The sequence below is a fragment of the Pediococcus ethanolidurans genome (assembly GCF_964062635.1).
Classification (GTDB): Bacteria; Bacillota; Bacilli; order Lactobacillales; family Lactobacillaceae; genus Pediococcus; species Pediococcus ethanolidurans.
Window position 1 is genome coordinate 1,626,437 of record NZ_OZ061250.1, and the last position, 23,895, is coordinate 1,650,331.

The 23,895-nt window shown below is 35.7% G+C and carries 26 protein-coding genes, 1 tRNA gene and 1 pseudogene; 13 read left to right on the top strand and 15 right to left on the bottom strand.

The annotated features are described in order from the left end of the window. Positions 1–100 precede the first annotated feature (100 nt). A complete protein-coding gene (locus AB3219_RS08050; RefSeq protein WP_367369392.1) occupies positions 101–664 on the bottom strand; it encodes a TMEM175 family protein in 564 nt (187 codons plus the stop codon). 49 nt (positions 665–713) lie between these two features. Next, positions 714–1,892 (bottom strand): IS256 family transposase, encoded by a 1,179-nt coding sequence (locus AB3219_RS08055; protein ID WP_057785074.1) that lies wholly within the window; start codon positions 1,890–1,892, stop codon positions 714–716. A 181-nt stretch (positions 1,893–2,073) separates the two neighbouring features. Here AB3219_RS08055 and AB3219_RS08060 point away from each other — a divergent pair, with 181 nt between their 5' ends. After that, complete coding sequence (locus AB3219_RS08060; protein ID WP_367369393.1) at positions 2,074–2,463, top strand: hypothetical protein; 390 nt, start codon at positions 2,074–2,076, stop codon at positions 2,461–2,463. A 43-nt stretch (positions 2,464–2,506) separates the two neighbouring features. On the opposite strand, the gene AB3219_RS08065 is transcribed toward AB3219_RS08060, so the two are convergent. The 9 genes and pseudogenes from AB3219_RS08065 to AB3219_RS08105 form a co-directional block, all read right to left on the bottom strand. Continuing rightward, positions 2,507–3,376, bottom strand: a complete 870-nt coding sequence (locus AB3219_RS08065) for a DegV family protein (RefSeq protein WP_260365555.1) — start codon at positions 3,374–3,376, stop codon at positions 2,507–2,509. A 71-nt stretch (positions 3,377–3,447) separates the two neighbouring features. Then, positions 3,448–4,341, bottom strand: a complete 894-nt coding sequence (locus AB3219_RS08070) for an IS3 family transposase (RefSeq protein WP_318528878.1) — start codon at positions 4,339–4,341, stop codon at positions 3,448–3,450. After that, complete coding sequence (locus tag AB3219_RS08075) at positions 4,317–4,577, bottom strand: transposase (RefSeq protein WP_034529615.1); 261 nt, start codon at positions 4,575–4,577, stop codon at positions 4,317–4,319. Before AB3219_RS08075 ends, AB3219_RS08070 begins: the two co-directional genes overlap by 25 nt. Before the next feature lie 308 nt (positions 4,578–4,885). Beyond that, positions 4,886–6,254, bottom strand: a pseudogene (locus tag AB3219_RS08080) (ISLre2 family transposase). Positions 6,255–6,592: 338 nt separating this feature from the next. Next, a complete protein-coding gene (locus AB3219_RS08085) occupies positions 6,593–7,201 on the bottom strand; it encodes a hypothetical protein (protein ID WP_216754693.1) in 609 nt (202 codons plus the stop codon). Further along, a complete protein-coding gene (locus tag AB3219_RS08090) occupies positions 7,191–7,637 on the bottom strand; it encodes an Rrf2 family transcriptional regulator (RefSeq protein ID WP_216754692.1) in 447 nt (148 codons plus the stop codon). Before AB3219_RS08090 ends, AB3219_RS08085 begins: the two co-directional genes overlap by 11 nt. 249 nt (positions 7,638–7,886) lie before the next feature. Next, positions 7,887–7,974, bottom strand: a tRNA-Ser gene (locus AB3219_RS08095). Positions 7,975–8,324: 350 nt separating this feature from the next. Further along, complete coding sequence (locus tag AB3219_RS08100; RefSeq protein WP_311735503.1) at positions 8,325–9,221, bottom strand: IS3 family transposase; 897 nt, start codon at positions 9,219–9,221, stop codon at positions 8,325–8,327. Further along, positions 9,206–9,460 (bottom strand): transposase, encoded by a 255-nt coding sequence (locus tag AB3219_RS08105; protein WP_216754758.1) that lies wholly within the window; start codon positions 9,458–9,460, stop codon positions 9,206–9,208. The genes AB3219_RS08100 and AB3219_RS08105 overlap by 16 nt, the downstream gene beginning before the upstream one ends. Before the next feature lie 309 nt (positions 9,461–9,769). On the opposite strand from AB3219_RS08105, the gene AB3219_RS08110 reads away from it, so the two are divergent. Beyond that, positions 9,770–10,159, top strand: coding sequence for a CrcB family protein (locus tag AB3219_RS08110; protein ID WP_263749729.1), 390 nt, complete (start codon positions 9,770–9,772; stop codon positions 10,157–10,159). Next, entirely contained in the window at positions 10,156–10,509 is a 354-nt protein-coding gene (crcB, locus tag AB3219_RS08115) for a fluoride efflux transporter CrcB (RefSeq protein ID WP_216754604.1), read from the top strand. Before AB3219_RS08110 ends, crcB begins: the two co-directional genes overlap by 4 nt. 371 nt (positions 10,510–10,880) lie before the next feature. Here the strand turns inward: crcB and AB3219_RS08120 are convergent, their stop codons facing one another. Next, a complete protein-coding gene (locus AB3219_RS08120) occupies positions 10,881–12,311 on the bottom strand; it encodes a DHA2 family efflux MFS transporter permease subunit (RefSeq protein ID WP_216763102.1) in 1,431 nt (476 codons plus the stop codon). Positions 12,312–12,541: 230 nt separating this feature from the next. On the opposite strand from AB3219_RS08120, the gene AB3219_RS08125 reads away from it, so the two are divergent. After that, positions 12,542–13,708 carry a hydroxymethylglutaryl-CoA synthase gene (locus AB3219_RS08125; RefSeq protein ID WP_216754606.1) on the top strand — a complete coding sequence of 389 codons (1,167 nt, stop codon included), beginning with the start codon at positions 12,542–12,544 and terminating at the stop codon, positions 13,706–13,708. A 42-nt stretch (positions 13,709–13,750) separates the two neighbouring features. On the opposite strand, the gene AB3219_RS08130 is transcribed toward AB3219_RS08125, so the two are convergent. Further along, positions 13,751–14,383: a hypothetical protein gene (locus AB3219_RS08130; protein WP_367369394.1), complete on the bottom strand. Its 633-nt coding sequence runs from the start codon at positions 14,381–14,383 to the stop codon at positions 13,751–13,753. 141 nt (positions 14,384–14,524) lie between these two features. On the opposite strand from AB3219_RS08130, the gene AB3219_RS08135 reads away from it, so the two are divergent. Beyond that, complete coding sequence (locus AB3219_RS08135; RefSeq protein WP_216754601.1) at positions 14,525–14,767, top strand: hypothetical protein; 243 nt, start codon at positions 14,525–14,527, stop codon at positions 14,765–14,767. Positions 14,768–14,777: 10 nt separating this feature from the next. Continuing rightward, positions 14,778–15,908 carry a glycerate kinase gene (locus tag AB3219_RS08140; protein WP_216754600.1) on the top strand — a complete coding sequence of 377 codons (1,131 nt, stop codon included), beginning with the start codon at positions 14,778–14,780 and terminating at the stop codon, positions 15,906–15,908. Between the two features lie 57 nt (positions 15,909–15,965). Here the strand turns inward: AB3219_RS08140 and lexA are convergent, their stop codons facing one another. Continuing rightward, positions 15,966–16,595, bottom strand: coding sequence for a transcriptional repressor LexA (lexA, locus tag AB3219_RS08145; RefSeq protein WP_057806773.1), 630 nt, complete (start codon positions 16,593–16,595; stop codon positions 15,966–15,968). A 135-nt stretch (positions 16,596–16,730) separates the two neighbouring features. Here lexA and AB3219_RS08150 point away from each other — a divergent pair, with 135 nt between their 5' ends. From AB3219_RS08150 to AB3219_RS08165, 4 genes are all read left to right on the top strand, one after another. Further along, positions 16,731–16,982 carry a DUF896 domain-containing protein gene (locus AB3219_RS08150; RefSeq protein ID WP_177159944.1) on the top strand — a complete coding sequence of 84 codons (252 nt, stop codon included), beginning with the start codon at positions 16,731–16,733 and terminating at the stop codon, positions 16,980–16,982. Positions 16,983–17,142: 160 nt separating this feature from the next. After that, positions 17,143–17,370, top strand: coding sequence for a YneF family protein (locus tag AB3219_RS08155; protein WP_057782644.1), 228 nt, complete (start codon positions 17,143–17,145; stop codon positions 17,368–17,370). Between the two features lie 106 nt (positions 17,371–17,476). Next, positions 17,477–19,240 carry an ABC transporter ATP-binding protein gene (locus AB3219_RS08160; RefSeq protein ID WP_260365434.1) on the top strand — a complete coding sequence of 588 codons (1,764 nt, stop codon included), beginning with the start codon at positions 17,477–17,479 and terminating at the stop codon, positions 19,238–19,240. Continuing rightward, positions 19,230–21,023: an ABC transporter ATP-binding protein gene (locus AB3219_RS08165; RefSeq protein ID WP_216754103.1), complete on the top strand. Its 1,794-nt coding sequence runs from the start codon at positions 19,230–19,232 to the stop codon at positions 21,021–21,023. Before AB3219_RS08160 ends, AB3219_RS08165 begins: the two co-directional genes overlap by 11 nt. Positions 21,024–21,092: 69 nt before the next feature. Here the strand turns inward: AB3219_RS08165 and AB3219_RS08170 are convergent, their stop codons facing one another. Next, on the bottom strand, positions 21,093–21,716 hold the full coding sequence (locus AB3219_RS08170; protein WP_367369395.1) for a lysophospholipid acyltransferase family protein: 624 nt from the start codon (positions 21,714–21,716) through the stop codon (positions 21,093–21,095). A gap of 85 nt (positions 21,717–21,801) precedes the next feature. Here AB3219_RS08170 and AB3219_RS08175 point away from each other — a divergent pair, with 85 nt between their 5' ends. The 3 genes from AB3219_RS08175 to AB3219_RS08185 all read left to right on the top strand — a co-directional run bounded on the left by AB3219_RS08175 (position 21,802) and on the right by AB3219_RS08185 (position 23,895). Next, positions 21,802–22,557, top strand: coding sequence for a tRNA1(Val) (adenine(37)-N6)-methyltransferase (locus tag AB3219_RS08175; RefSeq protein ID WP_216754102.1), 756 nt, complete (start codon positions 21,802–21,804; stop codon positions 22,555–22,557). Continuing rightward, the gene (locus tag AB3219_RS08180) at positions 22,544–22,828 is read left to right on the top strand and encodes a GIY-YIG nuclease family protein (RefSeq protein ID WP_057806761.1); all 285 of its coding nucleotides are present in this window, start codon (positions 22,544–22,546) and stop codon (positions 22,826–22,828) included. The genes AB3219_RS08175 and AB3219_RS08180 overlap by 14 nt, the downstream gene beginning before the upstream one ends. Before the next feature lie 71 nt (positions 22,829–22,899). Beyond that, on the top strand, positions 22,900–23,895 hold the full coding sequence (locus AB3219_RS08185; RefSeq protein ID WP_057806758.1) for a D-2-hydroxyacid dehydrogenase: 996 nt from the start codon (positions 22,900–22,902) through the stop codon (positions 23,893–23,895).

The following is a 23,895-nucleotide window of genomic DNA, read 5'->3' on the forward strand; positions in this document are numbered from 1 at the left end:
TTTGTCTGTTTACTTAAATCTACCATGAAATGATAAAAAAAGTTAACTGATTAGACTATAAAAAACGAACCAAAAATGAAGTTAATTTTATAAGGAATTTTTATTTAGAAAAACCAGTTTGATGACGGGATGCGTAACCTACTATAAATATGTCAATAAAAATAGCATAAATCATTGCAGGGGCGTAAATAGTTAAGGTAATAATTAGACCAATCAGTTTGATTACCACATCTAAAATAACCGATTCATTTGGTAACGAGTATAACCAACCAAAGTGTGCTTGAGGATTAATTTTATTTAGAGAATGTGAAATTGCCATATTACTAAACGAGACGGTTAGGGCAATGATACCGTACAATGCTTGTGCGGTGACATTATTAAAATTTGTGGCAACTAAACTTGTTGTATAAGGGAAAAATGAAGCTAAAAATAACATGACGAGTGAGCAAGATACGGTTGAATTAGATACTTTTTTGACTGCATGCCAGTTGTTATGATGTGTCGTCCACATTAATCCTAGCCAGAAAAAGGACAAAGTATAAGCAAAAAAGTTTGCGCGTAGAGCCCATAGTCCAGCCAGGCTAACTTCTTTGGTTTTTTCTAATTCCAATACTAAAATAGTCATAATAATAGCTAAAACAGCATCGGTAAAAGGGAGTGTCAAGAAGTTTGTGTAAAAAGGGATTGCCCTTTCTCCATAAAATTAAATCTTTTCAGTCGAAAAGTGATTCTAATGTATCCTTAACTTGTCCGAATCCACGATGAATTCGATTAAAGTTCTTTTCGTTGTAACTAATTACTTGCACTCCAATGAAATTGTCTAATGATTTTTCATTGGGAAACTGTTCTTTTGCTTTAGTCTTGCGTTTAATCTTTTTATTTAGCGATTCTATAATATTTGTTGAATAAATGGTTGGGCGTATTGCGGCTGGAAAAGCCAAAAAAGCTAATAATTCCTTTTCAATTGACCTAATGTGACTAATCAGATTTGTGTATTGCTTTTCCCAAGTACTATAAAAATCGGCAAGCATTTTATGAGCTTCAGTTTTATTAGTTACCGAATGAAGCTGTTTGAAATCATTTAAAATGACCTCACGGTCTTTTAAACGGACATGTGTACTAATATTACGCATAACATGAACTAAACATCTTTGAAATTTTGCTTTAGGAAAAGCATGTAACAGCGCTGGTTGAAGTCCGACCATTCCGTCCGCAATAATTAATTGAACCTGTTTAAGCCCTCGCTGCTTAAGATCTGCTGCCATTTCCGACCAGACTTCAGCATTTTCACTGGGTGCAATGCGATAATCAAGAACTTCCTTAATTCCAGTGGGTGTAATTCCTAAGGCAATATAAACCGCTTCTCTTTGAACTGTGTCACGACGCAAAGGTAAATAAGTTGCATCTAAGAATAAGCAAACATAGTTTGCTTTAATGGTTCGTTGATGAAAAGCTTCAATCTGCTCAGTTACTTGAGCAGTAATGTTAGAAACAGTTGTAGCTGAATAATAAGAACCATACATTTTCTCAATCAAATCAGCGATTTCACGAGTGGTAACACCTTTAGAGTAAAGTTGAATAATTGTAGTTTCTAAAGCATCTTGACGACGAGAATAAGCTGGAAGTAAATGATTATGAAACTTGCCTTGTCGGTCACGCGGCACAGCAATTTTCAACTTACCATATTCGGAATCAATTAACCGAAAGTATTGACCATTCCGATAATTGTTAGCCTTAAAACCATTACGTTCATAAGGATCATAACCGAGTAACGAAGTTAACTCAGCTTGTAAGATTTGATTAATAGCTTTTTCAAGTTGTTGGCGAAAAAGTTCTTTAACATCGCCATTTGATAATAGAGTTTTGGTTAAATCTTTGGTAAACTGTTCCATGGGGAATCCCTCCGTTTTGGTTTGGTTTGACGATTTAATCATACGGGGAAGGGATTCCCTTTTCAATAGGATTTTATTTATTTACACAAACTATTTTATACTCTCCCAAAAATACAGTGATACGAGCGACATCAAGAAAATATTTAATAAGATTTATCTGAATCATAGCAACTCTTTGGGTATGATTAACGTGGCTGTTTTAATTTTGGCATATTTCGAGCCAAATTGGGCTTTATGGTGCTATTTAACTTTGCCGCTAATTTCATTCGTTTTTAATCGGGATGATCATTCTGATCTGGAAGAGGTTACTCAACTCTCACCGGCAAATCAGGATAAGTATTTAGAGTTTTCCAATGTTGATTTACGAGATTTCCGAAAGAAACAACGTGAAATTGGTCAAAAGTATTCCCATCAAAGAAGAAGTAACCCCAATTGGCAGACCGATATGGCTGAAGAAATGCGAAAACTTTTTAAAGATAGCGGTCTAGATGCGCAAAAGATAAATACTAACTATACTGGAAAAGGGCGACTAAATCGAGACTGGCTAAGTAAGGACAACACAAGAAAATAAATTTGAATGAAAAATGCTACCTCACTGAACTTAGGTAGCATTTTTATTTACGTTTAGTTTTTCCAAATGAAAAGACTGCCACGCACCCTAGACCGGTATGGCTAGCAATTGTGGGGCCGATGTGTTCCAGTGAGATTTGTGCATTTGGAACATGTCGAAGAATTTGTGTTTGCACTGTCCTAGCTGCCTTATTATCATCACTAGTTGCGATCAGAATTCGAGGATTTACAGTGTTTTTTAGATCTCTCACGGTATTTGAAGTTAGTGCCTCAAGTGACCGTCGCCGCGTGCGTACTTTCTTAACTGGCCGTAAGTGGCCAAAAGTATCCACGTCCATAACTGGTTTAATTTGTAAAAGAGAACCCACAGTTGCAGATGTCCGCGAAACACGACCACCATGATACAGATAATTGAGATCATTTACGGTAAACCATTGATGATAATATAGACGATTCTCGGTTAACCAATCCGCAAGTTGGTCAATTTTCATGCCTGCTTTTTTCTTGTCAATTGCATCTAACAGCATGAGACCTTGTCCACAACACGCTGCTAAAGAATCCACAAGGACGATTTTTGCTTCCGGATAGGCATGAACTAGCATTCTTTTAGCCTGTTGCGCATTGTTGAAGGTGCCACTTAAGCCAGAAGAAAAGCCAAGATACAAGATAGGTACATTGGCCTTCACAAAAGGTTTAAAAAATTCAATAAATTGTCCGATATTAATTTGTGTGGTTGAAGGCATCACGCCGTTTGCAATTTGTTGATAAAATTTTGGTAAATTAAAGTTATGTTCTAGATCATCGATAGATTCTTTCCCAACAATTGTCACGTGCATGGAGATAAATTTCACATCATTATCCGCAAGAAGTTGATAAGGTAGGTCAACGGCTGAATCTGTTAGTAACTGATACATTTTATTCTCCTATAGTCATATTTATGGTTCTGGATCTGAGTCAAGTTTTTAGACACGATTACGTAGAATTTCTAACTGACTAATTGTTCCTTTTCATCTGGAGTTAAATAGCCATCGGCACTAATGATCCGCCGAGAATTATAAAATCCTTCAATGTAACTAAATTGAGCCAAATTGGCTTCATGATAGTCTTTGTAAGTCCGTTGGTAAACCTCCTCCTTCTTGAAGCTGGCATGAAATGACTCCACCACAGAATTGTCATACGGATAGCCACGTTTACTGTAAGAGTGCCGGATAGCGTGTTGCTTCAATGCTGTTTCAAGGGCAGTACTTCGATACTGGCTGCCCAAATCAGTATGCAGAATCAAACCAGCCTTGACAGTTCTAGTTTCACAAGCTTGATTAAGTACGTTGACAACCAACTCGGTTGTCATGTGTCGGCTTAATTTATGAGCGATAATTTTGCGAGAATACAAGTCCATGATGATTGCCAGATAGCACCACCCATCAGTTTTGGTCGGAATATAGGTAATATCAGCAGCCCATTTTTGATTAGGTTTGACAGCTTTAAAGTCTTGTTTTAACAAATTAGGGTAGGTCATTTGGTCAATATAGTTGTTGTGCTCATAGCGCCACTTTTTGACGACAATTGACCGGAGGCCTAGGTGTCGCATCAGCTTTTGAACCAGCTTCAAACTGGCATGATAGCCCTCACGTAAAAGTTCCTCGTGAACTTTAGGAGCGCCATAAACCCGCCGATGATCAAAGTAGATGCGTCGGATTTGCTGGTATAAAACTTGGCGCCGCTTAAACTGTTCGGGCTTAGTCTGGTGCTGGTACTGATAGTAGGTTGATCGACATAAGTGCAACGTCTGACAGACTTCTTTAACGCTATGCGCTGATGCCGTTACTTTAATAGCTGACTGCCAATCTTTGATGCTTACTTTTTTGCGAATATGGTTAATGCTTTTTTTAGGATATCGTTTTCACTTTCCAGCTTGGTAATTCTTGCCTGCATTTCTAATAAGTCGGCCTTGGAGACCCCGGTATCATTATCTTTCTTGTACAAATCATTCCATTTATAAATGGTGGCACTGGCAATCCCATATTCGCTGGTAAGATCAGTGACTGATGTCCCGCTTTCATACAGCTGAACGATCATTTTCTTGAATTCGACAGAATATCTCTTTCTTTTGCTCATAAGACACGATCCTCTCTAGTAGAAATTCTATCAAATCGTGTCCACACTTTCATCCTAAGTCCATTCTCATTTTACGCGCATTATTGGTTTGATGGCAATTAATAGTATTTGCAATTTAAAGAAGTGATAGAATTTCTTTAAAAATAAATGTTCTTTGAAAAGTAATTGATTTAGAATAAGGATTCTAGTGTAAAAAAACAGAATAACTTTAATACATATAGTTAATTGATTGTACATTCAATAAAATTTTAGTATGTGTCAAGTTTTCCTAGGTACCTTATAATCAACCAAATATTTATACATAATTCTTAGTTTGAAAATATTTTTGCTATTGCTCCGATGGGGCTACTTGTTGGGGCATCAACTGGTATTTTACCTGCAAGAACGCCAATATGCTTAGAATGGTGCTTGCTGCTCAGCTGGGCTGAACTCAACGTCTTCAATGGTTCCGTCGCTATCTCCATCCTTATCTCTTGTAACTTTCTTAAACCACCACGTAAGTATTTATTCAGCTTACCGTTTACCCGAGCTTCAATTAATTTCAACATAGCTTCAAGGCCTTTTTCGGACCATACTTTACCTTGCTTTTTCATCCGATACGTATACGCTCTGTGTGAGCTTTCAATGGATCCTAATTTGCCGATCTTCATGAAGCCACGATCGTGTGGAGACTTTATAAACTGCCAATTTCTTGCCAAATATTGCCTTAGGGTTCTTAGGCTCTCAAGCTCCTTATCAGTTTTAATTTGCGACTCAAACGTATCTAAAATAACGTTTAACTGATTCTGATCATACAAGCTAACGCTCTTAACGGCCTTTTTCAACCAATGGATTAAATAAACCAAAGGTTTGTTTAATCTTTTTGACAAAGTGATACCGATCGATAGTAAATTCAACTCTTTGAGCACTCGGAACTATTTCTCGCATACTTTCCGGATTATACCCTGGGCCACCATCACTTGCTGTAAACACGGTCATTTCACTGATTCTATAATACTTCTCAATGTAGTCAGTTACTCGTTTTTGAACCTTTTTTTGATTGATACCAACGAATTCAACTTTGTTTGATCTTGTTCCATCTAAACCTGATTCAAAAACAATGTAATGGTGGACGTCCTGTCTTCGTCGATTAATTTTGTGTATCTCAAAGGCATCGCCTTCAACCACTAAGTTCTCAACTTTTCGTCTCTTAACTATTTTCTTTTCGGACGATTTTTCTTCTGTCTTCACGGTATCTGCCATGTCTCTGATAATTCGGTCTACTGACCAAGCACTAATATCCGTCTGACTGGCCAGATTGATCATCGCTGCCGTATTTCTCATCGTTGTCGTTTGCCCAATTTTGGCAACGACACTTTTAAAATAAGGTGAAATTCTTTTTCTTTCTTCCAACTGAAGCTGTTCATCCAACGGGAAGTAATAGCTTCCATTTGGTCGAAGATAACATCTTCTTTCAAAATTAACGGCCCCAAACATAAACTCAATTGTTCTAGCCTGTCGATTAATGAATGTATTTTCCGCCGGAATTGATGGAACGAGCGTTTCATCTAATTGCCTCAGATATTCAGCTACAACCAGCTGGAATGACTTCCTAAGATGAAGAATTACCTGCTCCTCTAAATCAAATAAACTGTCTAAATTTCCCAATGATTCAATAAAATCTGCTAAAATATACATGAAAGACCTGTATCCTTTCCTTTAATCTTCGTCGATTAAAAGGCTACAGGTCTTTTTCTATATATTCAACTCAAAATGAATATTCCTAGAATTTTATTGACCATCTAGGAAAACCTTACACTAACAAATTTTATTAGAAGTGTAAAGAAAATAAGACGTTCTAAGACTTGAAAGGCAGTGTAACAGGAATTTTCTATCAAGTTAAATCATGGTGTTTAATTATACATTACTGTAATTCACAACAATAGCTACAACAAAAATGCTTATATTTGAAGTACAAAAAAGCTTCTCTAACTACAATTGTTGGAGAAGTTTTTTATATTGTTAAATTATTCCACCTATACTGGATTTACAATATCCCAATGTTCGACAATGTGATCATTCTCGACCCGGAATAAATCATAATAAGTTTTTTGAACCCCACCGGCGTGACCGTTCGAAATAGTCAAAGCAAAATTACCTTCAGCAATCACATAATTAATCTTAGTGTAAATTGATTCCTTACCAGCTTTCTTTAACATTGCTACACCCTTGATCACAACATCTAAGCCATCAGGAACACCAATATGGTGTTGAATATAGTGGTCTCCCATATAATCACGAACATGGTCCATGTGTGGGCCACCCATTAAAGTAGCATTAATGGTGTCGATCACGATTTTTTTCGTGGCTGCTGTGTCAAAAGTTTTGTCAATCGCTGTTGGACCATCTAACTGGGTATGACCAGAAGGTGTTGGTTGATTCAAATAAGGTGCTTCAGTATGCAGCGTTTGTTTAACTGTTTCGTTTTCAATCTCAAAGACCGCAAACGCAACAACATTTGTGGCATCATCCTTTTTGGCAAGTAAATGAAAGGCAACAAAATTACCGTCTTCAATAACTCGTGCAATTGACAATACATCAGTATTACTTTTCAACATATTCAAAGCTATCTCTTTATTGTTCATTTTTATTTTTCTCCTTTGTTCTAGCATTGGTTAAAATTTTATCGATCATATCAGCTAAAGTTTTCTTTGCCAGTTGTTGTTTTACATTTGATTCTAGCTCCTTATAGTAATCGCTGAGAACCGATTGAATATTTCCACCAATTATGCAGTTAAGATTTGTATTAGTATCAACATTGAGTAGATGACCATTATCGACTGCCTCATATATTTCCAATAATGTGATTTTATTCGGTGTTTTAACTAGTTCTATCTTTGCTTTTCCTTGTGATGTGGCAACTAAATTTGCTTTTTTTAGGTCAGCAATTAATCGTCTAATGACAACTGGGTTAGTATTAACGCTACCAGCAATCTGTGTACTGTTTATATTTTGATCGCTGCGAACATAAATCAACGATAGTGTATGGATCGCATCTGCAAATCGTGTATTTAATCGCAATTTCATCATCTCCAGTAATGTAACTTTTATTATTACTTGTAGTATAAGCTTTTATCATGTAATGTCAATAGTTACATATTGGTGTTTTAAAATTACATTATTATAGTTAAAAATTATCTGCCATCGTTTTGGGAAAGGTTCTTAACTATACTTTACCAGCTAACACAAGTTTAATACGGTCACAAAATAAACAAAAATCGTTCTACATCAGCAATTAAGCCAACATAGAACGATATCAGGTTTAGTCAAAGGAGAGTACAGGATTTGAACCTGCGCGCCGGTATTAGCCGGTTCGCCGGATTTCGAGTCCGGTGCATTACCACTCTGCCAACTCTCCAAAGTACTAAAACAGTATACCAAAAATTTAAGCGTTTGGCAAAACGATTTCGTTGAGAAAAGACAATGAATAAGCCCGATTCAGGTAGTTGTTTTAAAACAATTTTCAAGAATGCATATTTTTAAAATAATGTATTCTATCGTTGATTTCGATCTTTTTGGATTTCTGTCAAGAACGTGGACACTTTTTCATAGAATTTCTTTTTTGATATATTTTTAATTCAGTAACACCATTCGTTAATAATCTCAAGGCAAACCTCTGCGAGGCGCTTCCAGCGGCCTTGACTTATTAACGAATGGTATTGTTAATTTGGCAGGAAGCAATAAATTGCTTCCACACAAAAACACAACTTAAATACTTCCACTTAGAGCTCGTCGTTCTGCCTCATTTGGTGTAATAAAATTAAGGGCTCCATGAATTCTGCGACTATTGTAAAAGCCTTCAATATATTTGAAAAGCTGGATTCTAGCTGATTTAAAATCTTTGTATTTGTCTTTTTGTGGGTAAACATCTTCTTTCTTTAAGGTCGCATGAAATGATTCTATACCTGCATTATCGTATGGACAGCCTTTATGGCTGAAAGAATGTTTGATTTTAAGCTCTTTAAGCCTTGATTCAAACTCGTTACTTGTATATTGAGATCCTAGATCTGTATGAACAATCAGATTACTTGGCTTATATTTAATAATTGCCCGGTTAAGAGTTTTTAGAACTAGTTCATTAGTCATGTTTAAACTAAGATTCCATGAAATAATTTTTTTCGTGTGCAAATCAAGAATTGATGAGAGATACAGCCAACCATCATGCAAGGTGTGAATATAAGTTATGTCTGTTGCCCATTTTTGATTAATTGATTTAGTTGAAAAATCACGATCAATAATATTTTCCCGTTCTTCAATTTTTTGTTTCTTTGGATGCCAAGTATACTTTTTTCGAATGATGGAGCACAATCCTAATTCATGCATTAAATTGCCAATAAATTTTTCAGAAACTTTTTCACCACAATGTTGCAGCTTTTTAGCAATTTTAGGTGCTCCGTAACGACGTCCAGAAGCAAAATAAATTTCTTTAATCAATTTTTTAAAGCGTTTGCGGCGCTTTTCTTGATTCGATACATGACAAATAGAATTTTTATAAAAAGTAGAACGTGGGATCTTAAGGGCGTGACAAACATCACTTATATTGTGATTCTTAGCTGCCTGGTGAGCTGCGGTAATGATTGAGTCTGAAGCTAATTTTTTGCGAATATGGTCAAGACTTTTTTTAAGATTTCATTTTCCTCTTGAATCTTTTGATAAGCTTTTTTCAGTTTGAGATATTCATCCTGGCTGATGCCAGTTTGCTTATCTTTAGAATAACGTTTAATCCAAGCATAAATGTTTTTATCTGAAATACCATATTCGCTAGTAAGATCTTTTACCTTTTCCCCATTTTGATAAAGAGACACAATCATCTTCTTAAAATCAATATCATATTTAGTGGCCATATAGGATATCTCCAATCTTGATAAAGATATTCTACCAAAAGCTGTCCATAATTTATACTAGCTCCATTTTGTTAACTAGAATTAATCGCGAATTAACTAAAGATTGAAAATATCAAAATTATTTCAATAACTACTGCTACACGACTTAATGTCCAGAAAGATAATCTAACTGCCATTCTGCGCCTGATTTTTACCACAAGAAACGACATTCTATGAAATACTTATGAAAGCTTTCAACCTTTTCATAAACAAAAATGTTTGACAAACTTGAAGTTATGTTTTGCAGTAAAGTAGAAAAGAGGCAGTTTAATGGATGAACTAATTATTGGTGTGTTTGCTTTTATAGGTGGTATCTTGCGATATGAACTTGATCAACTAATTCCTTCATTGAGTAATTTCCCGATTGCCACTTTTTTAATTAATGTTCTGGGCAGCTTTTTATTAGCCTTGTTAACCACCACTTGGAGTTTAAATGAACGAGTCTCGCAAAGATTAACTTTGGGGCTGGGAACTGGATTAATTGGTGCGTTCACAACTTTCTCCTCATTTTCGTTAGAAATATTTAAATTATTAGTAAATCATCATTATCTGTTGAGCTTTGTTTATCTCACGGCAAGTATTCTGAGCGGCATAATTGGTGGTTGGATGGGAATCAAATTTGGTGAAAAGATATATCCACAAAAGGAGGATGCCAAATGATGACCGTTAGTTTGGTTGGGGTAGGGGCAAGTGTCGGTGCTATTACCAGATATGAATTAACAAAAATTATTAAAAAACGGATACCTTCCTATTTTCCATTTGGAACACTGATAATTAACATTTTGGCATGTTTTGTGATAGGTTTTTTAGCAGCAACTACTTTAGAGAGTAGTAATTGGTATGCGATCATGGCCATCGGTTTTTGTGGTGGCCTGTCTACGTTCTCTACAATGAGTCTTGAAACAATGGTTTTACTTCAGGAACGTCGCTATCGGATGGCGGTTGAATATATCCTGTTTTCCTTGGTTATTGGGATCATGGCTGTCAGCCTTGGCGCCTTAATTTGTTAGTGTAAGGTTTTCCTAGATTGTCAATAAAATTCTAGGAATATTCATTTTGAGTTGAATATAGAGAAAAAGACCTGTAGCCTTTTAATCGACGGAGATTAAAGGAAAGGATACAGGTCTTTCATGTATATTTTAGCAGATTTTATTGAATCATTGGGAAATTTAGACAGTTTAAAGTGTCTTTAAACTTTGTCTTATTGATTATAGTGGTTGTTTTGGTTTCGACAGTCGTTTTGGACGGTCTAAAAATTATGTACTATCATTATCAAAATTAATAAAAACATTTATTCAAAATAAAGTGCCTCATAATTGTTAGACAAATAGTCTAATGATTGTGAGGCACTTTATAGTTTTTTGTAAATAAACGCATTTTTCTATTTAGTTTCGGTTTTATCATTAATAGTGAACGAAAGTAAAAATGCAACGATAGCCAGTATCAATGGGAAAAGCAAACCGAAATGAACGCCATTTGTAAAGGCGTTTTGTGAATTTAAAGGTGCTGAAGAGGCATGTTGTCCAAGACCAAGCAAACTTGTGGCAACTGCAGTCGAAATTGCACCAATAATTTGTTGAAAGGTATTCATAATTGTACTTCCATCGCCAGCAGTATGCGCGTCCAAAGCATTTAAACCAAACGTTTGCGTTGGTGACATGGCTAATGGGGCGCCAATCATGATTACAATATGGGCCAAAATAACGTACCAAACGGCTGAATGGGAAGTCGTAAATAGTAACATGACGACACCGATAATCACAATTAAAAAGCCCAGTAATGCTAACAAACGGGCACCAAAACGGTCATAAATTCGCCCTGAAATTGCTGAGAATATTGCATTCACAACACCGCCAGGTAACATAACAACCCCAGTTAATGCAACAGCAATAGCGAGACCGTTTTGCCAAAACATTGGTAATAAGTACATTGAAGAAAGAATAATGCCAAAATCTAACATAACCAGAATGGCACCAATTCTGAAGTTGGGACGTTCAAAAACATGAAAGTTTAAAATTGGTGCATTAGAGTGTAATTGTCGATAGATATAAGCAACAAGTACTAGCAGTGAAACAACTAAGGTAATCAACACGGTGGCTGAACCCCAACCATAATTACTTGCCATGCTGACTGCCGTGACCAAACCACCAAAACCGATTGTTGATAATAAGATTGAAAAAACGTCAATTCTTGGTTTGGTGAGCTTATTGACGTTTGGTAGATATTTGATGGCAAAAAAAGTACCAATCAACAAAAATGGCACAAACAACCAAAAAATCCAGCGCCAGGAAAGGACTCCTAAAATTATCCCTGATAAAGTCGGGCCAATTGCTGGGGCAAACATAATTACTAAACCAATTAATCCCATTGCCGTACCTAACTTATAGGGCGGAAAAATTAAGGTTGCGACCGTAAACATCAATGGTAACACCAGACCAGTGGCGATTCCTTGAATCATACGACCAATTAGTAAAACAGTGAAACTTGGTGCAATAGCTGAAATAATAGCACCAACCATAAAATCAACTAATCCAAAGATGATAAGTTGACGTGTTGAAAACCATTTGGTAAGTAAACTTGAAAGTGGTAGTACAATCCCAATGATTAACATGTAACCAGTTACTAACCATTGAACGGTACCAACACTAACGTTTAGCTTAACCATCAGGCTTGGTAAAGCAATGTTAAGTGAGGTTTCACTTAGCATTCCGACAAAACCACCAATCAACATGCCCATCATGGCAAGCATGGGATGTTTGACGGGGACTGCCGCTGATGGAGCGGCGGTATTATTCGCAGAACTTTCCGACATAATTAAAAACTCCTTTACTTTTTTATCAGACAAGTGATTACACTAGCATAAATTTTTTCTTCTCGTAAGTTTTTTAAGGAAAAAAGTCGAAGTAAACGCTTTATATATGTGAATCACTAATTTAAGCTTTTTTAAATGTCTGATATCAGATTCAAAGCGGAATCTTTTTATATGTTAAAATAAATACAAAAGTTTTATGTTTACAGAAAAATGGCGGAGGGTAAATGAACGTGAAAGTTGGAATAGATAGAATTGGATTTTATACACCAAAATGGTATGTAGACATGGCTAAATTGGCTCGTACACGAAATGAAGATCCTAACAAATATCTAATTGGAATTGGTCAACGCAAGCAGGCAGTGATTCCAAACTCGCAGGATGCGGTAACCATGGCGGCTAATGCAGCCGATCAAATTATTGATGATGATAATCGTCAAAAAATTGATCTTATTTTGTTTGGTACTGAATCTGGTATCGACAATTCTAAGTCGGCGGCAATTTATCTTCAACACCTACTGAAATTACCCAATACAGTTCAAAGTGTGGAACTAAAACAAGCGTGTTATGCTATGACGGCTGGTGTTCAATTGGCAAAAGATCATGTATTAGCGCATGCAGACAGTCAGGTGTTAGTGATTGGTGCAGATATTGCCCGGTATGGTTTGCATACTCCGGGAGAGCCCACTCAAGGTGGTGGTGCCATGGCGGTGATTATTAGTGCTAATCCTGCAATTTTAAGCATTGAAGAAGGGTCGGCTCATTATGTGGCAGACATTATGGACTTTTGGCGACCTTTATATGAAACTCAAGCACTAGTTGACGGTAAGTATTCATCACAACAGTACATTGATTTTTTTCAACGAACCTTTACGCAATATCAAAAACAAACCAATTTAAAGATTTCTGAGTTACAAGCAATTGTGTTTCATCTTCCCTATACAAAAATGGGTTTAAAAGCCTTAAGAGCTATTTTATCGAAAACCAGTGAAATACATGCAAATCAATTATTACGAGAGTTTGAGTATTCACGAATGTTTAATCGGGAAGTGGGAAATCTTTATACCGGTTCGCTTTATTTGAGTCTGTTGTCATTATTGATTAATAGTGAAAGTTTGAATGCTGGTCAAAAAATCGGTCTGTTTAGTTATGGATCTGGAGCAGAAGGCGAGTTCTATGTGACGACTGTTCAACCGAATTTTAAAGATGCTTTAAATATACCAATAATCACTAAAATCTTGTCACAACGAGAAGAATTAGAAATTCCCGTCTACGAAAAGATGTTTGCTTCACAAATGCCACTGACTAATGCAGACTTTGAAACGGACTACCAGGCAGACGATGCCAAATTCTATTTAAGCGGTCAAAAAAATCAACAAAGACAGTATCGAAGTCGTTAAAAAAATCAATCTGACAATTTTTATCAGATTGATCTTTTTTAATTATTTAAAATAGTTGTAAGTAATTGTGCCATCTTTAGCGGTCAAAACTGGCTTGGAATTATCATTTGGATTCATTAGGGATACAGAATAATTACTGCCTAAATTCTTTTTGATAGATAGCGAAAGTTTTTTGAAATTAGTGGCTATCTGATCAAAATTAGCAGCCTTAGCGTTTGACGGTGTTTTGACTAAGGACTTTAAGGAACTCACAAACTGTTTATTGGTTGGTTTTACATAGAATGCCTTGTCTGATTTGTTGAAACTAACTGTACCCGTTCCTGTATAGTTTTTTTGTAAAGATTTCAAAATGTTGTTTTCTTTGACAGACTGAGCAGCTTTTTTCTGCTTTGTTGTTTCATCTGGAAAAGCATTTTTACCGGCACTGGAAAAAGTACTAGAAAAACTCTTAGAAGAATTTGCTTTTGATTGTATAGAAGTGGATGTTGTGTTTTGTGTACTAGATTTTGATTTTTGCCAAAAAGGTAAATTAAATCCACTATAGATAATTAATCCCAAACAAACCACGGTGAATAGAATTGGTGAAAATAAACGTTCGCTGTTTTGAATCACCATACTTAGTCGAAGTATGGATAAAATAAGTGCACTGATTGCCATAATGAACAAAAATAACATATAAATTCCCCTTACTGATCATTTTCTTTAATTATCACGCAAACCAAGCAAAACTACAATATGAATACGAGCCATATTTGTTGTTTACACACAAAACTAATTGTTATCATGAATATATATTAATAATTGGTGGCGATAAAAATGCTGACTAAATTCAAAGTAGGAATGTTAATAAAATGTCGAAAATGTGATGATTTAGATTTTCCTTTTATTGGAAAGATTATCAATATCTTAAGAACAAAATTGGTAGTTGAAATTCTGCAAATTAATGATCAGGATCGTTACAAAGCCTCATTAATTCAGTATAATACAGTTGTTGAGGCAACAAACTGTGTTCCAATTCAGTTTATTCGTGCTAATAAAATAAAAAAACATTTTAAATGAAGGTCTTTCGATGAAAATTATTGTAGCTCCTGATTCTTTCAAAAATAGTATGACTGCAAAACAGGCAACCGATCAAATAATTAATGGTTTAAAATCAATAGACAGTCATTTAAATTGTATTCCTTTGCCAATGGCGGATGGTGGTGAGGGTACCATGTCTGTTCTGATGACTCAATTAGGCGGTACTATTCATAAAGTTCAGGTCAAAGATGCGTTGGGACGTCCCATAGATGCTCAATTTGGAATTAACACAACGCGAAGAATAGCTGTGATCGACATGGCTTCGGCAAGTGGTATAGAACATTTAAAACCAGAAGAACTAAATCCGTTAAAAACGTCTACCTTTGGTACTGGTCAATTAATTCAAGCTTGTTTAAAATATAAACCTAAAGAAATTTTTCTGGGTGTTGGTGGTAGTGCTACTAATGATGGCGGAGTTGGTGCGGCAACTGCACTTGGTTATCACTTTTTTAATGATCAAGATAGACCAGTTGCTTCTGGTAATCAGGGGTTGGCACAATTAACGAAAATTGAAAAACCACAGAATTTAAGTTCTTTACCACGGATTTTAGTGTTTAACGATGTTGCTAATCCCTTGTTAGGGGAAAATGGTGCTTCCAAAATATTTGGACCTCAAAAAGGAGCCACCCCCAATATGATAATAAAATTAGAAAATAATTTGGCTCAATTATCGAGAATTGTGAAACGAGATCTGGGTACTGATTATACTAATGATTGGGGAACTGGCAGTGCTGGTGGACTGGGCTTTGGACTAAAAACCTTTTTTGATGCTAAACTTGTATCAGGGATTAATAAAATGTTAGAAGTAGCTCAGTTTGAGAAACTATGCCAAGATGCAGATTTTGTAATAACTGGTGAAGGTTCTTTTGATACTCAATCAAAAAGTGGCAAGGTTCCTTTTGGTATCGCAAAAGCTAGTTTGAAATGGAATTCAAATTGTCAAATTGTAATTTTAGCGGGCAAAGTGGCTGCAAATTTAGTTGACCTTCCCCAAAATATCAGATTAATCAAAAATATTAATGACGAAGTACCAGAGTCACAAAGGACTATTCAAAATGGTCAGGAAAATATTCGACAAACAGCTCGTTGGTTAGCACTTCACCATTTTGATAAGAACTAAAATAGCGTGAATAAAAAGCTCCGCGATTTTTTTATCGCGGAGCTTTTTGTTTTAAATCTAATATATTTGATCGCGATACAATCCCACTACTCGGCCAAGAATGCTAACATTCTTAAGAATAATAGGTGCCATCGTGTCATTTTCTGGTTGTAAGCGAATATGATCTGATTCCTTGAAGAATCTTTTACAAGTTGCTTCATTTTCGTCAGTCATTGCAATGACAATATCACCGTTATCTGCCGATGTTTGTTTACGGACAATTACTTGATCGCCATTTAAAATTCCTGCTTGAATCATACTTTCTCCACGAATGGTCAACATAAATAGTTCGCCATCCTCGTGTTCAAATTCTGGCGGAAGTGGAAAGAAGTCGGTTGCTTCTTCAACTGCTAAAATTGGGACACCGGCTGTCACAGTACCTAAAACCGGAATTTTATGTGGCGTGGCACTTACGCCAAGTTCCTCAAGGCCAAGAGGGGTAATTTCTAAAGCTCTTGGTTTTGTGGGATCTTTTTGTAGGAGTCCCTTTTTTTGGAGCCTTTCAATGTGTCCATGCACTGTGGATGTTGATGAAAGAGAGACTGCTTCGCCAATTTCTCGAACAGTTGGCGGATATCCTTTTTCGTTTACCTTATCATATATGTATCGAAGTACAGCGACTTGTTTGCTTTCTGAAGATTTTGACATATTGGGCACCTCGCATTTTCTTGTTCTCATTTTAACATAGCTTTTTGGTGGATTCAAACAAATGTTCGGTTTAATTTTTTGAAAAAATGAGTGTAACAGTGTAGTATTATGAATAAAGAAATCGGGAGTGAAAAAATGACAGAAGATAAAGAATTTCAAAAATTAATCCAACGAATCAACGAGTTGGCACATAAAGCAAAAAATGAGGGCTTAACCGATCTTGAAATCATTGAGCGTAAAGAATTACGCCAGAAATATCTGAAACGATTTCGTGAGGGTTTTAAAAGCCAAGTTGAGATGATGCGTGTTTTCGATAAGAGTGGCAAGGAAGTCACTCCAGAAAAGGTCAAAAAAGTACAACGTAAAAAGGGTTTAAGAAATGATTAAAGACTCTATTTTTGTTTTATAATTTTACTTTAATCTTTTCTTATTTAAAATTAATGTTAAAATAAGAGGTATTAAGAAATAAATCGAGACTACCTCTTTTATTTTGGAATAATTTTGTGTACTATGAATTAGTATACATATTTGTTAGGAGGTTAGGACTTTGTCAACTGGAATTTGGATTGTAATCGTTATTATTGCATTATTACTTGGAGCGGTCGGTGGATTTTTTGCTGCTCGTAAATATATGGAAAGTTATCTTAAAAATAATCCTCCGATCAATGAAGAAATGTTGCGGACTATGATGTTGCAAATGGGACAAAAACCATCGCAAAAAAAGTTACATCAAATGATGAACTCTATGCAGAATCAAGCAAAACATCAAAAGTAGTTTCAAACAATTTTATGAATGATAAAGGACAAAGATTATTTTTGTCCTTTTTTTGTTGCCAAAATTTGGAGGAGATAACAGAAGTTAATTAGTAGGAGGGTAAATCGTGTCAATTTTTCGTAAATTAGCTTGGTTTTTTAAAATAGAAAAATGGAATTATTTAATTGGCGTACTATTCTTGTTGCTTGTTGCTATTTTAAATGTTGTACCACCAAAAATTATTGGTAATTTAGTTCAAGAAATAAGTACCAAGGATTTAACTGGTGTTTCGTTAGCGATATCGTTAGTAATTCTTGCTTCGGTGGGGGTCTTACAGTATCTTTTTCGCTATATTTGGCGTGCACGAATTTTTGGCGGCGCAGCAAGACTTGAAAAAACGTTAAGAAGCCGCTTATTTACGCATTATATGCAAATGGATCAAACATTTTATCAAGAACACCGAACCGGCGATTTGATGGCACATGCGACAAATGATCTTCAGGCGATTCAACAGGTTGCTGGTTCCGGAATATTATCGTTTGCGGATTCTATTATTACCGGTATTACAACCATTATTGCCATGATGACCCTTGTAGATTGGCGACTCACTTTATTAGCGATGATTCCATTTCCATTGTTAGCAATTAGTGCGGGCTATTTAGGTACAAAAATTCATATTGCGTTTCGTAAATCACAAGCAGCTTTTTCCCGTCTGAACAATAAAACACAGGAAAGTATTATGGGGATTAAGGTCATCAAATCGCTCGGTCAGGATAAGGAAGATATTGCTGATTTTAAGCGGTTAGTTGATGAAACGATTCAAATTAACCGAAAAGTTAATATGCTTGATGCACTTTTTAATCCAATGACAACCGTTTTGATCGGTGTTTCATACATGATTACACTCGTTTTGGGAGGATCTTTTGTAGTTCATAATGTTATTAATATTGGGCAATTGGTTTCCTTCATTTCATATATCACTATGTTAATTTGGCCAATGTTTGCAATTGGTAACTTGTTTAACATTATGGAACGTGGAAATGCGAGTTATGATCGGGTGAACTTATTACTACATGCAAGATCAAGCATCATTGATGATAAACATGCATTGAAAAAACGTGCCACCGGTGATTTGAATTTTAATATTAAAAGTTTTACCTATCCAGGAGATGAACAAAGAAGTTTAACAGACGTACGTTTCACACTTCCTGCAGGACATACGATTGGACTTGTCGGTAGAGTTGGTACTGGAAAATCAACCATCATGAAACTAATTTTGCGGGAGTTTGACGATTATAAAGGGGCAATTTCGGTTGGTGGCATTAATATTAAAGACTATGCTCTAAATTCTTATCTACCATCCTTAGGGTACGTGCCGGAAGAAAGTTTTTTATTCTCAGATACAATTAAGAATAATATTCGGTTTGGAAATTTTGAGGCTTCAGATGATGCAGTCATTGAAGCGGCAAAAAAGAGCGATTTATATGCAGATATATTAGATCAACCAAATCAGTTTGATACCGAAGTCGGTGAACAAGGTGTTTCTTTGTCGGGTGGACAACGGCAACGGCTTGCTATTGCCAGAGCTTTAATTATTAATCCCGAAATGCTCCTTCTTGATGATGCGCTGTCGGCGGTTGATGGTGAAACAGAACATGCAATTTTACAAGAATTACGACAAGAACGTAAAGATAAAACGACTATCATTGCAGCACATCGATTGAGCAGTGTCATGAATGCTAATGAAATTTTGGTTCTTGATGATGGTAAAATTATTCAAAGAGGTACTCATGCAGAATTGATGGCTCAAAAGGGTTGGTATCAAGATATGTTCCGCCGTCAACAAATGGAAACTAAGATTGAAAAGGAGGGTGATTTGAATGCAGAGTAAAAAAGAATCAATTTGGTCACATACAATGACGACCAAGGAACAAATGCAAACCATCAAACGAATGCTACCTTTCACTAAACCCTTCTTAAAACAGTTTATTGTGGCGATTATTTTTGCAGGAATTGTAAGTGTCATCAATATTTTATTACCAAGACTGATTCAATTTTATATGGATCATTATTTAGTGCATAGTTCGACACCTCTTTCAATTATGTTTATGTTTGCTGGCCTATATTTTTTGGGCGCTATTCTACAAGCCGTTTTCCAATTTGGACAAACGTTTTTGTATGCAATGGGTGCTGAACGTACGTTGGAACGCATTCGTGTGTTACTTTTCCAAAAATTGCACAAACTAGGTATGAGCTATTTTGATGCCACACCTGCTGGGTCAATTGTTTCTCGAGTAACAAACGATACAATGAGTTTACAAGATTTCTGGACTTTGTTTTTAACGTTAATTGTTGGTATTTTCGGCATAGCTTCAGCTTTAGTTGCAATGTTTACAACCGATGTTAAAATCACGTGGGCAACATTAGCATTATTACCATTTTTAGTTTTTATTATTTGGTTTTATCAAAAATATAGTTCAACTGTTTATCGACGAATGCGGGAAAACTTAAGTCAATTGAACACTAAAATTAGTGAATCATTAGTAGGAATTGGGGTCATTCAACAATTTCGTCAAGAAAAAAGAATTGAGTCTGAATTTGAAAAAACAAATAATGATTATTTATTTGCCCGTTTTTCGATGATTCGAATGAATTCTTTATTGCTTAATCCAATTATCAATCTAATGTATGCTTTAGGAGTTGTTATTGCACTGGGTCTGTTTGGTATCGATGCGTTCAAAAATCCAGTCGCGGCTGGTGTAATATATGCGTTTGTTAGTTACATTGATAGTTTTTATAATCCAATGTCATCCATGATGGATTATCTTTCCACTTTTCAAGATGGTTTGGTAGCTAGCACACGAATTTTACGAATCATGGATAATCAAAGTTTTCAACCTAAACAAAACGTAAAGTCTGATTTGAAAATAACGGAAGGAAAAATTGAATTTAAACACGTTACCTTTTCTTACGATGGCGAAAATGATGTTTTAAACGACATAGATTTTACCGTTAATCCAGGAGAAACGGTGGCTTTGGTTGGATCTACTGGAAGTGGTAAAAGTTCCACAATCAATCTATTGATGCGCTTTTATGAATTCCAATCGGGACAAATTCTGATCGATGGTCATGATATTCGTGAATATGCACCAGAGGAATTACGCCGTAAAATTGGTTTGGTTTTACAAGAACCATTTTTATTTTATGGAGATATTGCTTCTAACATTCGTATGTATAATGATGATATTACTGATGATGACATTCGGCGTGCGGCACAATTTGTCCAAGCGGATCAATTTATTGAAGAACTGCCAAAAGGTTATCATAATAAAGTGATTGAACGTGGGGCAGAATATTCTGGTGGGCAACGTCAATTAATTTCATTTGCGCGCACGATTGCTAGTGATCCCAAAATTTTGATTTTGGATGAAGCTACAGCCCATATTGATACGGAAACCGAGGACATGATTCAGGGAAGTTTAAAGAAAATGAGTCAAAGCCGAACTTCATTAGTGATTGCCCACCGATTATCGACAATTCAAGATGCAAATCAAATTTTGGTTTTGAAACATGGTCGAATTATTGAACGGGGAACGCATGATGAGTTACTTGCTAAGCATGGAATGTATTATGATATGTACGAGCTGCAGGGAAATACGCAGTTTGATAAATAATTTTCTTGTAATTAAAAATATTTCAAAAAAATAGGTGAGGCAGAGAACGTTAAATTCTCTTGGCCACACTTATTTTTTTGAAACATCTACATATTTAAAGTTAGGATCAATTTCTTTGTCCAATTTGTCAAAGGCACCTTGAAGTTGTTCATCAAGTGCATTACGACCTGCTTCATCCATGTGTTGCTTTCGATCTATTTGAATTGGATCACCAAACGCAACCGTTGTTCGTTTTCTAGAAAAAAGTGATTTAAAAGTTAGGGGACCTTGATACACAGTGGGGATAATTGGCACATTTGCCATCTTGGCAATGACCACGGCACCACCTTTTAGATGTTGTGTATGACGTGATCCAGATGGAAAAATGATCATCGATAATTTACCCTCACGAAGAATATTCACAGGTATTTTGATTGCTGAAGGTCCTGGATTTTTTCTGTTTACTGAAAAAGCGTAACAATGAATTAGAATCCATCGAATAATTGGATTTTTGAACAGTTCTTCTTTGGCCATAAAAGAAAACTTCTTTGGACTGGCTGCAAGTGCATAATAGATAGGATCAAACCAGGTTCGATGTGGGCCTACCAAAATATAAGATCCTTCAGGAAGCTTTTTCCGATTTAAATAATGAGGACGTCCATTGATAATGTATAATAATACTCGTATTAAAATTCTTAAAAATGAATAAACCACGGCACTTTTCTCCTGTCATGCTGAATTAATGTCTTAAGTATGACCAAAAATTGAAATTGTTGCAAGTGATGAATAAGGGGATAGAATGAAAGATTCTGAATTTTTAAAAAAGAATGAAAGAATTGATCAACTTTATAGTCAAAATATTAAAATAATCCAAAGCCCAGATGTCTTTTCTTTTTCACTAGATGCTGTTTTATTGGCTGCATTTGCACAAATGAAAAAATCCTCAAAAATCAAAATAATGGATTTATGTGCGGGTAATGGTGCGATTGGCCTGTTTGCTAGTCAAAAAACACAGGGACTTATTGATCAAATCGAGATACAATCTAAATTAGCTGATATGGGCAATCGAAGCATCAAATTAAATCATCTCGAACAGCGAATGAAAATGTATAATTTGGATGTTGCCGATACTTTTAAAGAATTTGAAAAAGATACTTATGATTACGTGCTTTGCAATCCACCGTATTTTAAGAACCAAGTGGAAAGTAAAAAAAATCCAAACGCCTATTTGGCAGTTGCTCGGCATGAAATCAAAACTAATTTAAACCAAGTATTAGCGATTTCTTCAGGGTTGCTAAAAATGAATGGCAAACTGTTTTTAGTTCACCGTCCGGATCGCTTTTTGGAAATTCTAGAAACTTTAAAACAAAATCGATTGGCTCCTAAACGCATTAGATTAGTGTATCCGCGTCAACATAGTGAAGCTAATATGGTGTTAATTGAAGCTATAAAAGATGGCCGACCGGATGGTATTCGTTTTGTGGATCCGTTATACACATACAGAGGCAAAGAATACTCGGATGAAGTGAAGAGGCTTTTATATGGAAACCAATAAAATACGTCAATACTTTTTTTATGTCCTCTTGTGTGCTGATGGAACCCTATATGGTGGTTTTACAGTCGATTTACGTGCACGTGTTGCGACGCATAATGCTGGCAAGGGAGCTAAATACACACGAGTGAAGAAACGACGACCGGTTAAATTAATTTATTCAGAAAGTTTTGATAATAAACATGCAGCTTTGAGCGCAGAATATCATTTTAAACATCAATTACGAGAAAATAAATTAGAGTTTCTAAATGCTCATGGTGTTCAGGTACACTGAAAAGTAAATTTACTTTAATTTTTAACGATGTGCTATACTAAAGATACATTTGTTAAGGAGGAATTTTTGTAATGAAAATTATTGCTTATGGTATTCGTGATGATGAAAAACCATATTTGGATGAATGGGTTAAAGACAATAGCGTTGAAGTAAAGGCTGTTTCAGACCTTTTAACTGAGGACAATATTGATTTAGCTAAGGGTTATGATGGGGTTGTTGCTTATCAACAAAAACCTTATACTGATGGCATCTTTAAGAAGATGGATGAATTTGGAATCCATGCATTCTCCTTACGTAATGTTGGTGTTGATAATGTGCCAGTTGAATCTGTTAAGAAATACAACATTAAGGTTTCTAACGTTCCTGCATACTCACCAAGCGCAATCGCAGAATTATCTGTTACTGGTTTGATGTCCTTGTTACGCCGTATTCCAAGATTTGAAAACAAAATGGCTAAGGGCGACTTCCGTTGGGCTCCAGACATTGCTCAAGAACTCAACGAATTAACTGTTGGTGTCATTGGTACTGGCCGTATTGGTCGTGCTGCAATGGACATTTTCAAGGGCTTTGGTGCTAAGGTTATCGGTTATGATGTCTTCCGTAATCCAGAATTGGAAAAAGAAGGAATCTATGTTGATACTTTAGATGAAATTTATGCACAAGCCGATGTTATCACACTCCATGTACCTGCATTAAAGGATAATTATCATATGTTAAATGATGATGCCTTCAGCAAAATGAAGGATGGTGTTTACATTCTTAACTATGCCCGTGGAACTCTAATCGATACTGATGCATTGATTCGTGCTCTCGACAACGGAAAAGTTGCTGGTGCTGGCCTTGATACTTATGAAAATGAAGTTGGTATTTTCGATGTTGATCACAAAGGCGAAAAGATTAACGATGATGTATTTAACAATCTTTTTGCACGTGACAACGTTTTGATTACACCACATTCAGCTTTCTATACAACTAAGGCTGTTAAGAACATGGTTCAAATTTCTTTGAATAATAATAAGAGCTTTATCGAAAATGGCAAAGCTGATAATGAAGTTAGCTTTGACTAA

What these genes read in the sequence shown, in the direction of transcription:
- AB3219_RS08055 (WP_057785074.1), bottom strand. Translation starts at nt 1,892, where the DNA reads ATGGAACAGTTTACCAAAGATTTAACCAAAACTCTATTATCAAATGGC.
- AB3219_RS08130 (WP_367369394.1), bottom strand. Translation starts at nt 14,383, where the DNA reads ATGTTATTTTTGTTCATTATGGCAATCAGTGCACTTATTTTATCCATA.
- crcB (WP_216754604.1), top strand. Translation starts at nt 10,156, where the DNA reads ATGATGACCGTTAGTTTGGTTGGGGTAGGGGCAAGTGTCGGTGCTATT.
- AB3219_RS08135 (WP_216754601.1), top strand. Translation starts at nt 14,525, where the DNA reads ATGCTGACTAAATTCAAAGTAGGAATGTTAATAAAATGTCGAAAATGT.
- AB3219_RS08105 (WP_216754758.1), bottom strand. Translation starts at nt 9,460, where the DNA reads ATGGCCACTAAATATGATATTGATTTTAAGAAGATGATTGTGTCTCTT.
- lexA (WP_057806773.1), bottom strand. Translation starts at nt 16,595, where the DNA reads ATGTCAAAATCTTCAGAAAGCAAACAAGTCGCTGTACTTCGATACATA.
- AB3219_RS08165 (WP_216754103.1), top strand. Translation starts at nt 19,230, where the DNA reads ATGCAGAGTAAAAAAGAATCAATTTGGTCACATACAATGACGACCAAG.
- AB3219_RS08150 (WP_177159944.1), top strand. Translation starts at nt 16,731, where the DNA reads ATGACAGAAGATAAAGAATTTCAAAAATTAATCCAACGAATCAACGAG.
- AB3219_RS08180 (WP_057806761.1), top strand. Translation starts at nt 22,544, where the DNA reads ATGGAAACCAATAAAATACGTCAATACTTTTTTTATGTCCTCTTGTGT.
- AB3219_RS08075 (WP_034529615.1), bottom strand. Translation starts at nt 4,577, where the DNA reads ATGAGCAAAAGAAAGAGATATTCTGTCGAATTCAAGAAAATGATCGTT.
- AB3219_RS08175 (WP_216754102.1), top strand. Translation starts at nt 21,802, where the DNA reads ATGAAAGATTCTGAATTTTTAAAAAAGAATGAAAGAATTGATCAACTT.
- AB3219_RS08065 (WP_260365555.1), bottom strand. Translation starts at nt 3,376, where the DNA reads ATGTATCAGTTACTAACAGATTCAGCCGTTGACCTACCTTATCAACTT.
- AB3219_RS08185 (WP_057806758.1), top strand. Translation starts at nt 22,900, where the DNA reads ATGAAAATTATTGCTTATGGTATTCGTGATGATGAAAAACCATATTTG.
- AB3219_RS08060 (WP_367369393.1), top strand. Translation starts at nt 2,074, where the DNA reads ATGATTAACGTGGCTGTTTTAATTTTGGCATATTTCGAGCCAAATTGG.
- AB3219_RS08120 (WP_216763102.1), bottom strand. Translation starts at nt 12,311, where the DNA reads ATGTCGGAAAGTTCTGCGAATAATACCGCCGCTCCATCAGCGGCAGTC.
- AB3219_RS08085 (WP_216754693.1), bottom strand. Translation starts at nt 7,201, where the DNA reads ATGAACAATAAAGAGATAGCTTTGAATATGTTGAAAAGTAATACTGAT.
- AB3219_RS08140 (WP_216754600.1), top strand. Translation starts at nt 14,778, where the DNA reads ATGAAAATTATTGTAGCTCCTGATTCTTTCAAAAATAGTATGACTGCA.
- AB3219_RS08110 (WP_263749729.1), top strand. Translation starts at nt 9,770, where the DNA reads ATGGATGAACTAATTATTGGTGTGTTTGCTTTTATAGGTGGTATCTTG.